The 15119-nt window shown below is 73.6% G+C and carries 11 protein-coding genes; all 11 read left to right on the forward strand.

Going from position 1 to position 15119, the window contains the following annotated elements:
* The first annotated feature begins 153 nt into the window (after positions 1-153).
* The 11 genes from FKN01_RS02395 (at position 154) to FKN01_RS02445 (ending at position 15113) form a co-directional block, all read left to right on the forward strand.
* On the forward strand, positions 154-1377 hold the full coding sequence (locus FKN01_RS02395) for an ROK family transcriptional regulator (RefSeq protein WP_143616024.1): 1224 nt from the start codon (positions 154-156) through the stop codon (positions 1375-1377).
* A 70-nt stretch (positions 1378-1447) separates the two neighbouring features.
* Positions 1448-2785 (forward strand): ABC transporter substrate-binding protein, encoded by a 1338-nt coding sequence (locus tag FKN01_RS02400; protein WP_143616025.1) that lies wholly within the window; start codon positions 1448-1450, stop codon positions 2783-2785.
* Between the two features lie 10 nt (positions 2786-2795).
* Positions 2796-3737: a carbohydrate ABC transporter permease gene (locus tag FKN01_RS02405; protein WP_143616026.1), complete on the forward strand. Its 942-nt coding sequence runs from the start codon at positions 2796-2798 to the stop codon at positions 3735-3737.
* Between the two features lies 1 nt (position 3738).
* Entirely contained in the window at positions 3739-4641 is a 903-nt protein-coding gene (locus FKN01_RS02410; RefSeq protein ID WP_143616027.1) for a carbohydrate ABC transporter permease, read from the forward strand.
* A 3-nt stretch (positions 4642-4644) separates the two neighbouring features.
* The gene (locus tag FKN01_RS02415; RefSeq protein ID WP_143616028.1) at positions 4645-5910 is read left to right on the forward strand and encodes a 6-phospho-beta-glucosidase; all 1266 of its coding nucleotides are present in this window, start codon (positions 4645-4647) and stop codon (positions 5908-5910) included.
* Positions 5901-6875, forward strand: a complete 975-nt coding sequence (locus FKN01_RS02420; protein WP_143616029.1) for an N-acetylglucosamine kinase — start codon at positions 5901-5903, stop codon at positions 6873-6875. The genes FKN01_RS02415 and FKN01_RS02420 overlap by 10 nt, the downstream gene beginning before the upstream one ends.
* 469 nt (positions 6876-7344) lie before the next feature.
* Positions 7345-8670 (forward strand): hypothetical protein, encoded by a 1326-nt coding sequence (locus FKN01_RS02425; protein WP_143616334.1) that lies wholly within the window; start codon positions 7345-7347, stop codon positions 8668-8670.
* Positions 8671-8681: 11 nt separating this feature from the next.
* Positions 8682-9713, forward strand: a complete 1032-nt coding sequence (locus FKN01_RS02430) for a glutamate ABC transporter substrate-binding protein (protein WP_185992709.1) — start codon at positions 8682-8684, stop codon at positions 9711-9713.
* Between the two features lie 77 nt (positions 9714-9790).
* Positions 9791-11131: a hypothetical protein gene (locus FKN01_RS02435; RefSeq protein WP_143616030.1), complete on the forward strand. Its 1341-nt coding sequence runs from the start codon at positions 9791-9793 to the stop codon at positions 11129-11131.
* Complete coding sequence (locus FKN01_RS02440; protein ID WP_143616031.1) at positions 11128-13887, forward strand: tetratricopeptide repeat protein; 2760 nt, start codon at positions 11128-11130, stop codon at positions 13885-13887. The genes FKN01_RS02435 and FKN01_RS02440 overlap by 4 nt, the downstream gene beginning before the upstream one ends.
* A 2-nt stretch (positions 13888-13889) precedes the next feature.
* Positions 13890-15113 carry a protein phosphatase 2C domain-containing protein gene (locus FKN01_RS02445; RefSeq protein ID WP_185992710.1) on the forward strand — a complete coding sequence of 408 codons (1224 nt, stop codon included), beginning with the start codon at positions 13890-13892 and terminating at the stop codon, positions 15111-15113.
* The last annotated feature ends 6 nt before the right edge of the window (positions 15114-15119 follow it).

A 15119-nucleotide genomic window follows, 5' to 3' on the forward strand; every position in this document is an offset into this window, starting at 1 on the left:
GGTCCCCGGCCGTCGTCGTTCCCGGCCCGGTCCGCGTCCGGGTAACGCTTTGGTTGCCGCCGGCGGTCAGGTCATTGACGCCCCGGCGGCCAGGGCCCTACCTTCCTCTCACCGAACAGGAAACTTTCCTAACAGAGGGCAGGTGCCACGCTCATGGCCGGGAACACGCCGGGCACCCCGAGGGTGCTGCGCGCCATGAACGACCGCGCCGCCCTCGATCTGCTCCTGGAGCACGGCCCCCTGTCGCGGACCCGGATCGGGAAGCTCACCGGGCTCTCCAAGCCCACCGCGTCCCAGCTGCTGGTCCGCCTCGAAGCCGCCGGTCTCGTCGTCGCCACTGGGACCGCCGCGGGCCGCCCCGGCCCCAACGCCCAGCTGTACGCGGTCAACGCCTCCGCCGCCCATGTGGCCGGGCTCGATGTGAACGCCCACCGGATCGTCGCCGCCGTCGCCGATGTGACCGGCGAGACGGTCGGGGAGTTCGAGCTGCCGACCCCCGGGCGGCGCGCCCACAGCGTGGTGCGGGAGGTGACCGAGGCGCTGGACGGCGCGGTGGCTGCCGCCGGGCTGACCCGGGCCGACGTGCACCGGGTGGTCATCGGCACGCCGGGCGCCTTCGACCCGAACACGGGCCGGCTGCGGTACGCCTCGCACCTGCCGGGCTGGCACTCCACCACGCTGCTCGACGAGCTGGCGGCCGTGCTGCCGATGCCCGTCGAGTACGAGAACGACGTCAACCTCGTCGCGGTGGCCGAGCAGCGGCGGGGCGCGGCCCGGGGCCACGACGACTTCGTGCTCCTGTGGAACGAGGAGGGTCTGGGCGCCGCCCTCGTCATCAACGGCCGGCTGCACCGCGGCTTCACCGGGGGCGCCGGCGAGGTCGGCTTCCTGCCGGTGCCGGGGGCGCCGCTGGTCCGCCAGGTCACCAAGGCCAACGCGGGCGGCTTCCAGGAGCTGGCGGGCGCCCAGGTGCTCGCGCGCCTGGCCCGGGAGCTGGGCATCGAGGAGGCGCCGGCCGCCGGCACCCATCACGAGACCGCCGCCGCGCTGGTGGGCCGGGCCGCCGAGGCCGTGGAGCGGGGCGGGAGCGGGAGCGGGCCGTACGCCGCGCTGCTCGACCGGTTCGCCACCGGCCTCGCGACCGGCCTCGCCTCGCTGGTCGCGGTCCTCGACCCGGAGGTCGTCGTGCTCTCCGGCGAGCTGTTCTCGCGCGGCGGGGAGCAGCTGCGCGGCCGGGTCGCGGCCGAGCTGGCCGAGCTCGCCGCGTCCAGGCCCCGGCTGCTCGCCGGGGCCGTCACCCACCGGCCCGTTCTGCGCGGCGCGCTGGAGAGTGCGCTCGCCACCACCCGCGACGAAGTGTTCGACACCTCGCGCTGACCTCTCACCTTCCCTTCCACGCCGCCACCGCTCACCGCTCACCGCTCACCGCTCACCGGGAGACACCACCATGTCCCAGAACCGCCGGAAGCCGGCCGTCGCACTCGCCGCGACCGCCGCGATAGCCCTGTTCGCCTCCGCCTGTACCGGGCAGAGCGGCTCCGGGGCCAACGACGACGCGTCCAAGGAGACGACCATCACCTTCTGGCACGGCTGGAGCGCGCCGGGCGAGGTGAAGGCCATCGACGCCACGATCGCCGCCTTCGAGAAGGCCCACCCCAACATCCACGTGAAGACCGTCGGCAACATGACCGACGACAAGATCAACCAGGCGCTGCGGGCCGGCGGCTCCAAGGCGCCGGACGTGGTCTCGTCGTTCACCACGAACAACGTGGGCAAGTTCTGCTCGTCGAAGGCGTTCGTGGACCTCAACCCGTTCCTGAAGAAGGACGGCATCGACCCCGAGGCGACCTTCCCGAAGGCGATGAACGAGTACACGCAGTACGACGGGGTGCGCTGCACGGTCCCGCTGCTGGGTGACGCGTACGGGCTCTACTACAACAAGGACGCCTTCGAGAAGGCCGGGATCGCGAACCCGCCGAAGACCTGGTCCGAGTTCGCGGCCGACGCGAAGAAGCTGACGAAGACCAAGGGCGACTCGTACGAGCAGCTGGGCTTCATGCCGACCTACCACGGCTACGAGTCGACCACCGAGCACTACCTCGGCGGCTGGAACCCCACCTACTTCGACGCGGACGGCAAGTCGAACATCGCGAAGGACCCGGCCTTCGCCGCGATGCTCACCAACCAGAAGAAGCTGGTCGACTCGCTCGGCGGCTACGCGAAGCTGGAGAAGTTCCGTACCGGCTTCGGTGACGAGTGGGGCGCCAAGCACCCGTTCCACACCGGCCAGGTGGCCATGCAGCTGGACGGCGAGTGGCGGCTCGGCATGGCCGAGGACGCCAAGCCGGGATTCGAGATCGGGGTGGCCCCGATGCCGGTCGCGGACGACGAGGCCGACACGTACGGCAAGGGCTATCTGACCGGCACCATCGCGGGCATCGCGTCGACCTCCGGCAAGCAGAACGCCGCCTGGGAGCTGGTCAAGTTCATGACGACCGACACCGACGCGGTCGTGGACTTCGCCAACGCCATCCACAACGTGCCCTCCACGCTGGCCGCGCTGAAGTCGCCGAAGCTGAAGTACGACCCGCGCTTCAAGACCTTCCTGGACATCGCGGCGAACCCGAAGTCCACCACCACCCCGCCCTCGGTGAACGGCGGCGCGTACCTGACGTCCCTGCAGAACCTCGGCTACGCCGTCGAGAAGGGCGAGCAGAAGGACATCGGGGCGGGCCTGGAGAAGACCGCGAAGGAAATCGACGCGGCGATCGCCCAGGCGAAGTAGAGCCGCCACGATGAGCACGTACACACTCCGTGCGAAGCGCCGCAGGTCGGCGCTGCGCACGGCGGCCTTCATGTCGCCCTGGCTGATCGGGTTCTGCGTCTTCTTCGCCTACCCGCTGGTCTCCACGGTCTACTTCTCCTTCACCAGCTACGACGGGTTCGCCGCCCCCGAGTTCAGCGGCTTCAAGAACTGGTCGTACGTCTTCGAGGACTACCCGCTGTTCTGGCCGGCGCTGCGCAACACGCTCTGGCTGGTCGTCGTGATGGTCGCCTGCCGGGTGGTCTTCGGGCTCGGCGTCGGGCTGCTGATCACCAGGATCAAGACGGGCACGGGCGTCTTCCGGACGCTGTTCTACCTGCCGTACCTGGCTCCGCCGGTCGCGGCCACGCTGGGCTTCGTCTTCCTGCTCAACCCCGGCACCGGGCCGGTCAATTCGGTCCTCGGCGACCTCGGGATGGGCACCCCCGGCTGGTTCACCGACGCCGCCTGGTCCAAACCGGCGCTGACCGCGCTCGCGGTGTGGGGGGTGGGCGACCTGATGGTGATCTTCATGGCCGCGCTGCTCGACGTACCGAAGGAGCAGTACGAGGCGGCGGAGCTGGACGGGGCGACCGCGTACCACCGGTTCCGGTACGTCACACTGCCGAACATCTCGCCGATCATCATGTTCGCCGTGGTCACCGGCATCATCCAGACGATGCAGTACTACACCCAGCCGCTGGTGGCCGGGAAGGTCGCGTCCGGTGTGATGGGCGGCTCGGGCCAGCAGTTCGAGCCCGGCTATCCCGACAAGTCGACACTGACGCTTCCGCAGCTGGTCTACAACCTCGGTTTCCAGCGCTTCGACTACGGCTCCGCCTGTGTGGTCGCGCTCGTACTCTTCGTCCTCGCCATGGCGTTCACCGCACTGCTGATGCGGCGCCGCAGCGGACTGATCCAGGCAGGTGAGTGACATGGCGCAGGTTCTCGACACCCCGGCGACGGCGGGCCCGGCGGACCCGCCCGTCTCCCCCGCCCAGCGCGCCGCGCGCCGCAAGGCGCTGCTGAACTGGATCGCCGTGCACGCGCTCGGCGTGGCGGCGGCCCTCTTCTTCGTGCTGCCGTTCGTCTTCCTGGTGCTCACCTCGCTGATGAGCGACCAGCAGGCCCTCACCCGGGACCTGTGGCCGCACCCCTTCCAGTGGGCCAACTACCAGCGGGTGTTCGACACCCCGGGCTTCCTGACCTGGTGGCGGAACACCCTGCTGTACGCGGGTCTGGGCACCGTCCTCACGGTCGTGTCCTCGCTGCCCGTGGCGTACGCGCTCGCCAAGTTCCGCTTCCGGGGCCGGCGGCTGTCGCTGATGCTCGTCATCTCGATGATGATGCTTCCGCCGCAGGTCGTGGTCATCCCGATGTACCTGTTCTGGGCCAAGCAGCTGGACCTGTCCGGCACGCTGTGGCCGCTGATCATCCCGATGGCCTTCGGCGACGCGTTCTCCATCTTCCTGCTGCGGCAGTTCCTGCTGACCATCCCCGACGAATACCTCGACGCGGCGAAGGTCGACGGCTGCGGCGAACTGCGCGCCCTGCTGCGCGTGGTGGTGCCGATGGCCAGGCCGGGAATCGCCGCCGTCGCCCTCTTCCAGTTCTTCTACGCCTGGAACGACTACTTCGGCCCGCAGATCTACGCCTCCGAGAACCCGGGGGCCTGGACGCTGAGTTACGGACTGGAGTCCTTCAAGGGCGCGCACCACACCGACTGGAACCTGACCATGGCCGCGACCGTTCTGGTCATGGCCCCCGTGATCGTCGTCTTCTTCTTCGCACAGAAGGCCTTTGTCGAGGGCGTCACACTGACCGGAGTAAAGGGCTGAACCATGAAGCTCGCTGTAGTGGGTGGCGGGTCCACCTACACCCCCGAACTGATCGACGGATTCGCCCGGCTACGGGACACGCTGCCGGTCGAGGAGCTGGTCCTCGTCGACCCGGCCGCCGGCCGGCTCGACCTCGTGGGCGGCCTCGCCCGGCGGATCTTCGCCAAGCAGGGCCACCCGGGCCGCATCGTCACCACCTCGGACGTCGACGCGGGCGTCGCCGGAGCGGACGCCGTCCTGCTCCAGCTGCGCGTCGGCGGCCAGGCCGCCCGCGAGCAGGACGAGACCTGGCCCCTGGAGTGCGGCTGCGTCGGCCAGGAGACCACCGGGGCCGGCGGTCTCGCCAAGGCCCTGCGCACCGTCCCGGTCGTCCTGGACATCGCCGAGCGGGTCCGGCGCACCAACCCGGACGCCTGGATCATCGACTTCACCAACCCGGTGGGCATCGTCACCCGCGCCCTGCTGCAGGCCGGGCACAAGGCCGTCGGCCTGTGCAACGTGGCCATCGGCTTCCAGCGCAAGTTCGCCCGGCTGCTCGGCGTGGCCCCCGGCGAGGTGCACCTCGACCACGTCGGGCTGAACCACCTGACCTGGGAGCTGGGGGTGCGCCTCGGCGGCCCGCGGGGCGAGGACGTGCTGCCCCGGCTGATCGCCGAGCACGGCGACGCCATCGCGGACGACCTGCACATGCCGCGCGCGGTCGTGGACCGGTTCGGCGTCGTCCCCTCGTACTACCTGCGGTACTTCTACGCGCACGACGAGGTCGTCCGCGAGCTCGGCACCAAGCCCTCCCGGGCCGCCGAGGTCGCCGCCATGGAGAAGGAGCTCCTGGCGATGTACGGCGACCCGGCGCTGGACGAGAAGCCCGCGCTGCTCGCCAAGCGCGGCGGCGCCTTCTACTCGGAGGCGGCCGTGGACCTGGCGGCGGCGCTCCTGGGCGGCGGCGGCTCGGCGCACCAGGTGGTCAACACGTACAACAACGGCACCCTGCCCTTCCTGCCGGACGACGCGGTGATCGAGGTCCAGGCGAAGGTCGACGGCTCGGGCGCGACGCCGCTCGCCGTGCCCGCCCTGGACCCGCTGTACGCGGGGCTCGTCGCCAACGTCACGGCGTACGAGGACCTCGCCCTGGAGGCCGCGCTGCACGGCGGCCGGGACCGGGTGTTCAAGGCGCTGCTCGCGCACCCCCTGATCGGCCAGTTCGAGTACGCCGAGGCGCTGACCGGCAAGCTGATCGCGCACAACCGGGAGCACCTCGCGTGGGCGTGAACGGTTGCGTCCTCGCGATCGACGCGGGGAACAGCAAGACCGATGTGGCCCTCATCGGTGCGGACGGCACGGTGCTGTCCACGGCCAGGGGCGGCGGGTTCCAGCCGCCGGTGGTCGGCGTGGACGCGGCCGTCGACGTGCTCGGCGCGGCGGTCGGGCGGGCGTTCACCGCGGCCGGGGCGGACGCCGGGCAGGTCGCCCATGTGTCCGCCTGCCTCGCCAACGCGGACCTGCCGGTCGAGGAGGAGCAGCTGACGGCGGCGCTGGCCGCGCGCGGCTGGGGCCGGACCGTCGAGGTGCGCAACGACACCTTCGCGATCCTGCGGGCCGGGGTGGACGAGCCGCGCGGCGTGGCCGTGGTGTGCGGCGCGGGCATCAACTGCGTCGGCATGGTCCCGGACGGGCGCACCGCGCGCTTCCCGGCGATCGGGCGGATCTCCGGTGACTGGGGCGGCGGTTCGGGCCTGTCCGAGGAGGCGCTGTGGTTCGCCGCGCGCGCCGAGGACGGCCGGGGCGAGCCGACCGAGCTGGCCCGGACGCTCCCCGCGCACTTCGGGCTCGGCTCGATGTACGCGCTGATCGAGGCGCTGCACCTGGGCCGCGTCGCGCCGGAGCGCCGGCACGAGCTGGCCCCGGTGCTCTTCGCGACGGCCGCGGCCGGCGACCCGGTCGCGCGGGCCCTGGTGGACCGGCTGGCCGAGGAGGTCGTGGCGCTGGCCTCGGTCGCGCTGACCCGCCTCGGGCTGCTGGACGAGGAGGCGCCGGTGCTGCTCGGCGGCAGCGTCCTGGCGGCGCGCCACCCGCAGTTGGACGACCGGATTCGCGAACTCCTCGCGGTCCGGGCCCCGAAGGCCGTGGTGCGCGTGGTGCGGGAGTCGCCGGTCCTCGGCGCCGGGCTCCTGGGCCTGGACCGCACGGGCGCGGCGCCCGAGGTGCACGCGAGGCTGCGGGCGCGGTACGCCTGAGTGGCCGCCCGCCGAAGACGCCCCGTAACCTGCTGGTTGCGGGGCGTCTTGCGCGTACGGGAACCGATCGGGCGCCCCGGTCGTGTTGTTGATGGGGAGAACGGTCAGGGGCTGTCCGGCGGATCTCCGGGGGCCCGCGAAGGTCCGCCGGGCAGGCCCTGACGGGGGATCGTGCCGTTCGCCTTGATCAACGGCGCCGGTCTTGATCGAATGCGGTTGGCCGCGGCCGGTCGCGGCCGGCGGGCCGCGTGGTCCGGTGTCCGATCCAGGCGTTCTGGATGTGGGTGCCGGTCCCCGAGGCCATACTTCTGGCCGGGCACCAGTCCCCCGATCGTCCGGGGGGCGGGCCGTCGTCAGTGACCGAGGGGGAGGTCGAGTGACACACCCGCCGAGTGCGCGTGAGGCGCTGCAACGCGCCCTGGGGCAGCAGCCCGCGCCGGAGGCCGCACCCGCGCCCGTGCCCGTGCCCGTGCCGCAGCAGCCGAGCACCCCGGCCGCCGTCGCGGGCCGGCTGCGTGCCGCCGCGACGACCGAACCGGGCCGGCTGCGCGTCATCGGGGCCGTCCTGGCGCTCCTGGTCCTGGCGTTCGGGGCGGTGACGGCGCTGGAGATCAGCGACCGGGCCGCCGCCGCCGACGACGTGGTGGAGCGCAGCCAGCCGCTCAGCGCGGACGCGGCGGGCATCTACCGCTCGCTCGCGGACGCGGACGCCGCGGCGGCGAGCGGCTTCCTGGCCGGACCGCAGGAGCCGCGCGCGGTGCACGAGCAGTACGTGAAGGACATCGAGGAGGCGTCCCGGCTGCTGGTGAGGGCCGCGGCGAACACGGACGCGGCCACCGCGTCCGGCCGCGAGATCGCCACGCTCAACGAAGGCCTCCCCCGCTACACGGGCCTGATCGAGCGCGCCCGGGCCAACAACCGGCAGGGGCTCCCGCTGGGCGGCGCCTACCTGCGGTACGCGAACCAGACGATGTCCGGCGAGCTGCTGCCGGCCGCCGAGCGGCTGTACGAGGCGGAGACCGGCCGGCTCGGTGAGGACCAGGGCTCCGCACGCGGGTGGCCGCTGTTCTCGCTCGCCGCCGGTGTCGTGGCGCTGGCGGTGCTGGTCTGGGCGCAGCGCCGCAACTACCGCCGGACGAACCGGGTGTTCAACCACGGTCTGCTGGCCGCGACGGCCGCGACGACGGTGCTGCTGCTCTGGCTGGCGGTCGGGCACACGGTGGCCCGGTCCGGCCTGGCCGAGGCCGATTCGCACGGCCAGCGGCCGATGGACGTGCTCAACCGGGCGCGCATCGACTCGCTGAAGGCGCGCGCCGACGAGAACCTGACGGTGGTCGCCCGGGGCGCGGTGCTCACCGCGGACGGCAAGAACGACAAGTACGAGACCGACTACACCGCGGGCATGAAGGCGCTCGACGAGGAGCTGGCCGCGGCGGCGAAGCTGGCCGCCGACACCGGGGACGGCGAGGGCGGCAAACCGGTCGCCGCGGCGGCCCGGGCGGTCGAGGAGTGGCAGGGCCGCCACCGTACGGCCCGCAGGACCGACGACGCCGGGGACTACGAATCGGCCCTGGAACAGATCATCGGCCGGGAGAACTCCACGGGCGAGTCCTTCAAGAAGGTGGACGACGCGCTGCGCGACGCCCTGGCGCACGAGCAGGACGACTTCACCCGGGCCGCGCGGGACGGGCGCGGCGCCCTGGGCGGCCTGCCGGCCGGCGCGGCGGTCCTGGCCGTGCTGGGCGCGGTCGCGGCGATCGTCGGGGTCAACCGCAGGCTCTCGGAGTTCCGGTGACAGGGGGAGCGATGACAGCGAAGAACCCGAGGGGCATCGGCCGGCTGCGCGGCTGGGGCGGGGTGACCGCGATGGCCGCCGCCTGCGCGCTGACCGCGTCGCTGACCCTGCTGCCCCTGTCCCACCCGGGCGACGACGTCTTCGGCCCCCGGGCGACGGGGCCCGGCGCGGCGCACGCCCTCCAGGCGAAGGCCGACGCCTGCACGGACCCGGAGGCCAGTCTGCGGCCGGGCAAGGCGGACGGGGACGCGGTCCGCAAGATCAAGGAACGCGGCAAGCTCATCGCGGGCGTCGACCAGAACAGTTTCCAGTGGGGCTTCCGCAATCCGGCGACCGGGGACCTCGAAGGTTTTGACATCGACCTGGTCCGGGCCCTCGCGAAGGACATCCTCGGCGACGGCGGCAAGGTGATCTTCCGGGCCATCCCGACCAATCAGCGCATCGCCGCGCTGGAGAACGACAAGGTCGACGTGGTCGTGCGGACGATGACGATCAACTGCGCCCGGCTCGAGCAGGTCTCCTTCTCCACGGCCTACTTCCAGGCCGGCCAGCAGGTCCTCGCGGCGAAGGAGGACCACTCGATCACCGGTTTCAACTCCACGCTGGGCGGCAAGCGCATATGCACCGCCGAGGGCTCCACGGCGTACGAGGCGCTGGAGAGGGAGTCGTTCGGCTCGGTCTTCAAGGACGAGCACGACGGTACGGCGGCCGACGAGGACCGGCTGACCGTCCCCAACCAGCTGGACTGCCTGGTGCGGCTGCAGCTGGGCGAGGTCGACGCGGTCGTCACGGACAACGCGCTGGCAGCCGGGCAGGCCGCCCAGGACCCGGCGGTCGAGCTCAAGGGCGACCCGTTCACCACCGAGTACTACGGCGTGGCCACGAAGAAGGGCGCGGACGACCTGGTGTCCCGGGTCAACAAGGTCCTGGCCGACTACCGGGCCGGCGGCGCGGACAGCCTCTGGATGAAGTCGTACCGCGCCTGGCTCCAGGAGGGCCTGCCGGGGGTCCAGGGTCCGCCGGAGCCGAAGTACCGGGACTAGCGCGGCCCCGCCCCGCGGGGTGGCGGCACTGATCCCGCCGGGCCCAGGCCCGGCGGGGAGAAGCGGAGAGGTGATCGATGGGCGTCGCTGGCCCCTTCCCCAGCTACGCGGCCCGGCCCCCCGGTCCGGTCATGGACCGGGACGAGGCCGACCGTGCGCTGGCCCGGCTCGGCGCGGAGCACGAGGCGATCGAGACCTCGCTCCTCGCCCTCCAGGACCACGCGGGCCGCAGGCTCCTGGAGGGCGCCGAGCTGTCCGGTGTCACCAGGGAGCGGTGGGCCGTCACCGAGCGGTCGGTCACGCTGCTGTGGAGCTACTTCGACGCGTATACGGGGGTGCTGGAGCGGGCCCGCGAGGTGCGGGCCCGGCGCCGCCACCCCAACCGCGAGGACCTGACGGTCCTGACCGAGCTGCTGCGCGGCGAGGGCGTCACCGTGGCGCACGCCGCCGCCGGGCACGACCCGTCCGTCACCGGCCCGGCCCGCCTCTCCGAGCGGTTCACGCTGGAGGAGCTGGTCTCCCGGATGAACGGCCTGTACGCGAGCGCCCTGGACATGGTCGTGGCCTCGGACACCGTGTGGTCGGCGATGCCCGCCCGCATAGACCTCCTCGCCGCCGAGCTGCGCCGCACCCACTCGCTGGCCCACTCGGTGGGCGTCCGGCCCGGTGAGCACCCGGCGGGCGACGAGCTGGAGGCGATCACCGCGGAGCTGGCCACGCTGCGGGAGCAGGTGATCTCGGACCCGCTGGCGTTCTGGCTGCCGGGGCCCGGCAGCGCGGCGCCCGGCGGCGGGCGCCCCGACACGACGCGCTACGACCGGGCGGCCCGGGCGCTGGAGGACGTGCGGCGCGAGGTCGAGGCGGTGCTCGCCGTGCGGCAGGACGCCGAGCAGCGGCTGGTGCACCTGCGCGACGTGCTGTCCCGGGCCGACCGCACGCTGGCCGAGGCCCGGGTGGCGCGCGGCGAGGTGCTGGCCAAGATCGCCGCGTCGGAGGTGCCGGTGGTCAACGGACCGCCGACCGCCCTCCAGGAGCGCCTGGCCGCCGCGTCGGAGCACCGCAGGCACGCCCGCTGGCACCGCCTCTCGCCGCTTCTGGAGGCCCTGGAGCGGGAGGCCGAGGAGGAGCTGCTGCGGGCCCGCGAGCAGTTGACGGCGGTGACCGCGCCGCTGGCCGTCCGGGCGGAGCTGCGCGGCCGGCTCGACGCGTACAAGGCGAAGGTGGCCCGCAACGGCCTGGCGGAGGACCCGTTCCTGATCGAGCGGTACGACGCGGCGCGGCGGATGCTGTGGAGCGCGCCCTGTGATCTGCGGGTGGCGGCGCAGGCGGTGCAGCGCTACCAGGACGCGGCGCTGGAGCTGCTGGACAGAGGTGACGGACCGTCGTGGCGGCGGGGCGATGAGGGGGAACGGACATGAGTACGCAGTGCCAGCGCCCCGCGTGCGAGGGCAGTTACGAGGACATGGGCGGCGGTGAGCTGTACTGCGACACCTGCGGTCTGGCGCCGGTCGTCTCCCCGAATGGCATGGTGAGTTCACCGCCGACCGGGGTGGCGGGCGGCGGCCGGGGCAGCCGGGGCAGCCGGGGGTCCAACAGCTCGTCGGCGCGCAGCAGTTCGCAGCAGTCCTCGTCGCAGGCGTCCGAGCGGTCCTCGTCGCGTTCCTCGACCTCGCGGCGTTCGGTGTCGGGGCGGCTCTCGCGGTCCCTGTCGCCGGCCGGCCGGACCGGCACGCACTCGGTGTCGGTGCGCTCCTCCGCCAAGTCGGCCAACGCCTCGGGCCGCAACCGGCTGGGCGCGGGCCTGGTGCAGGTCCCGGACGTGCCGCGGCCCGATCCGCGTACCGCCGTCATGGAGAATCCGGAGGTGCCCGAGCGCAAGCGGTTCTGCTCGCGCTCCGACTGCGGGGCGCCGGTGGGCCGGGCCCGGGGCGACCGGCCGGGCCGCACCGAGGGGTTCTGCACCAAGTGCGGCCACCCGTACTCCTTCGTGCCGAAGCTGGAGGCGGGCGACGTCGTCCACGGGCAGTACGAGGTGGCGGGCTGTCTGGCGCACGGCGGGCTCGGCTGGGTCTACCTCGCGGTGGACAAGGCGGTCTCGGACCGCTGGGTGGTGCTCAAGGGCCTGCTCGACACGGGCGACCAGGACGCCATGGCGGCGGCGATCTCGGAGCGGCGGTTCCTCGCGGAGATCGAACACTCCAACATCGTCCGGATCTACAACTTCGTGGAGCACCTGGACCAGCGGACCGGTTCGCTCGACGGCTACATCGTCATGGAGTACGTCGGCGGCAAGTCGCTCAAGGAGATCGCCAACGAGCGCCGCACCCCGGCCGGGAAGCGCGATCCGCTGCCGGTCGAGCAGGCGTGCGCGTTCGGCATCGAGGCCCTGGAGGCGCTGGGCCATCTGCACAGCCGCAACCTGCTGTACTGCGACTTCAAGGTCGACAACGCGATCCAGACCGAGGACCAGCTGAAGCTGATCGACATGGGCGCGGTCCGCCGGATGGACGACGAGGAGTCGGCGATCTACGGCACCGTCGGCTACCAGGCGCCCGAGGTCGCGGAGGTGGGCCCGTCGGTCGCCTCCGACCTGTACACGGTGGCCCGCACGCTAGCGGTCCTCACCTTCGACTTCCAGGGGTACACGAACGTCTTCGTGGACTCGCTCCCGGACCCGGACAACATCGAGGTGTTCCGGAGCTACGAGTCGTTCTACCGGCTCCTGGTACGCGCCACCGACCCCGACCCGGCCCGCCGGTTCGCCTCGGCGGCGGAGATGGCCGAGCAGCTGACGGGCGTCCTGCGCGAGGTGGTCTCGCTCCAGACGGGGCGCCCGCGTCCGGCGCTGTCCACGCTGTTCGGCGCGGAGCTGCGGGTCACGGACACGGAGCTGTTCGCGGACGGGGCGGACGAGGTGTCGCGCCTGGGCGCGCGGGCCGCCGCCGGGCCCGGGGGCCTCTTCGGCCGGCGCGGGAGCGGGGCCGGCGTCGCGGCGCCCGCCGCCGCGCCGCCGCCCGGGGGCATACCGGGCGCGCTGCCCGCCGGGCCGCCCCCCGCCGCCCCGCCGGGCGCCGCCCCGGTGCCCTCGGCCGCCCCCCACGCCCGTACGCCGGGCGGCCCGGGCCCCGGCCCGGGCCCCCGGCCGTACGCGCCCGCCGCGCGCGTCCCCGCTCCGCGCAGCCCGGTCCCCTCCCCCGCCGCCGCCCCGGTGCCGCCGGCCGCCGGGGTGCCCCGGCTGGCCGGGCTCGACGTGCGGGGGACCTCGCTCGCGCTGCCCGTGCCCCGGGTCGACGCGAGCGACCCGAACGCGGGGTTCCTGGCCGGGGTGATGGCGTCGGCGCCCGCCGAGCTGATCGCCGCGTTGCAGTCGGTGCCGGCCGCCTCCCTGGAGACCCGGCTGCGCGAGCTGCGCGCGCACCTGGAGATGGACGACCTCGCCGCCGCCGCGCAGACCCTGTCCGCGCTGGAGGGGCAGCACGCCGACGACTGGCGCGTCGTCTGGTACCGGGGCCTCACCTCGCTGGTGAGCGGCGACAAGGAGAACGCCGCGCTGTCGTTCGACGCGGTGTACGACGCGTTTCCCGGGGAGCCCGCGCCGAAGCTGGCCCTCGGCGTCTGCGCGGAGGTCCTCGGGCAGCTGGACAACGCCGCCGAGTACTACCGGCTGGTGTGGCTGACCGACCCGAGCTTCGTGAGCGCCGCCTTCGGCCTGGCCCGGGTGCAGATCGCGGCCGGTGACCGGGGGGCGGCGGTCCGGACGCTGGAGTCGGTGCCGGAGGCGTCGATCCACTACACGGCGGCCCGGATCGCCGCCGTCCGGGCCCGGCTGCGTGAACGGGCCCCGCAGGAGCCGCTGATGGCGGACCTGACGGCCGCTTCGGCCCAGGTGTCGGCGCTGTCGGGGCTGGGGCTCGACGCGGTCCGGCGGGAGCGCCTCACGACCGAGGTGCTGGGGACGGCGCTCGACTGGGTACTCTCCGGTAGCCCTTCGGGCCCGCAGCCGGCCGGGACGCGCGGCCCGGGGAAGCTGCTCGGCAGCGAGCTGGACGAGCGCGGACTGCGGTTCGGCCTGGAGCGTGCCTACCGGATGCTCGCCCGGCTCGCGGAGCCCGGGGCCGAGAGGATCGAACTGGTGGAGCGGGCCAACCGCTTCCGCCCCCGAACGTGGGTGTGAACATGTCGCAGAACGACCAGGAGACGGCCCTGCCGAGGTGCCCGGGCTGCGAGGAGCCGCTGGAGCGGGGCGACCTGTTCTGCGGTGCCTGCGGGTACGACCTGTCGGCCGTCCCCGAGCCGCCCCGCGACCGCCCGACGGTCGCCATCGGCACCCCGGGCGCGGCGGCCCCGGCCCCGGCCCCGGCGCCCGGGTTCCGCCACGACGGGCCCGGCGCCTCGGGCGACTTCGAGCTGGCCGCCCCGGGCGCGGCGCCCGACCCCCGTGCGGTCCCCGGCCCCCCGCCGGCCCCCGCCCCGGCGGCCGGTGCCAAGGTGTGCGTGGCCTGCCGGGCCGGGCGGGTCGACGGCGACGGCTACTGCGAGAACTGCGGCCACGCGCAGCCGCGCGAGCGCGACCACATGGAGCAGGAGCTCGGCTCGGTCGCCGCGGTGAGCGACCGGGGGCTGCGCCACCACCGCAACGAGGACTCGTTCGCGGTGTCCACGACGGCCCTGCCGGACGGCTCGGCGGCCGTCGTGGCGATCGTCTGCGACGGGGTGTCGTCGGCCAGCCGGCCCGACGAGGCGTCGGCGGCGGCGGCGAGCGCGGCCAACGAGTCCCTGCTGGAGTCGCTGCCGCGCGGCACGCATCCCCAGCAGGCGATGCACGAGGCGATCGTGGCGGCCTCGGAGTCGGTCAACCGGCTGGCCCTGGAGCCCGGGGGCCCGGAGCGCGACGCGCACCGCCACCAGAACTCCCCGGCGTGCACCCTGGTCGGCGCGGTCATGGCGAGCGGCCTGCTCGTCGTCGGCTGGGTCGGCGACAGCCGCGTGTACTGGGTGCCCGAGGACCGCTCCACCGCGCCCGCCCGGCTCACCGAGGACGATTCGTGGGCCGCGCAGATGGTGGCGACCGGCCTGATGAACGAGGCGGAGGCGTACGCGGACGAGCGCGCCCACGCCATCACGGGCTGGCTCGGCGCCGACGCGTACGAACTGGAGCCGCACACGGCCTCGTTCAAGCCGGACCGGCCGGGGATCGTGGTGGTCTGCACGGACGGCCTGTGGAACTACGCGGAGTCCGCCGCCGAGATGGCCGCCGCGGTGCCCGCGGACGCCTACGCCCGCCCGCTGCACGGCGCCCAGGTCCTGGTCGGCCACGCCCTGGACGGCGGCGGCCACGACAACGTAACAGTGGCGCTGCTCCCGTTCGCCGTGTCACCGCAAGGGGCAGGCTCCGCCTGACGCACG

This window comes from Streptomyces sp. 130 (assembly GCF_007096885.1).
Classification (GTDB): Bacteria; Actinomycetota; Actinomycetes; order Streptomycetales; family Streptomycetaceae; genus Streptomyces.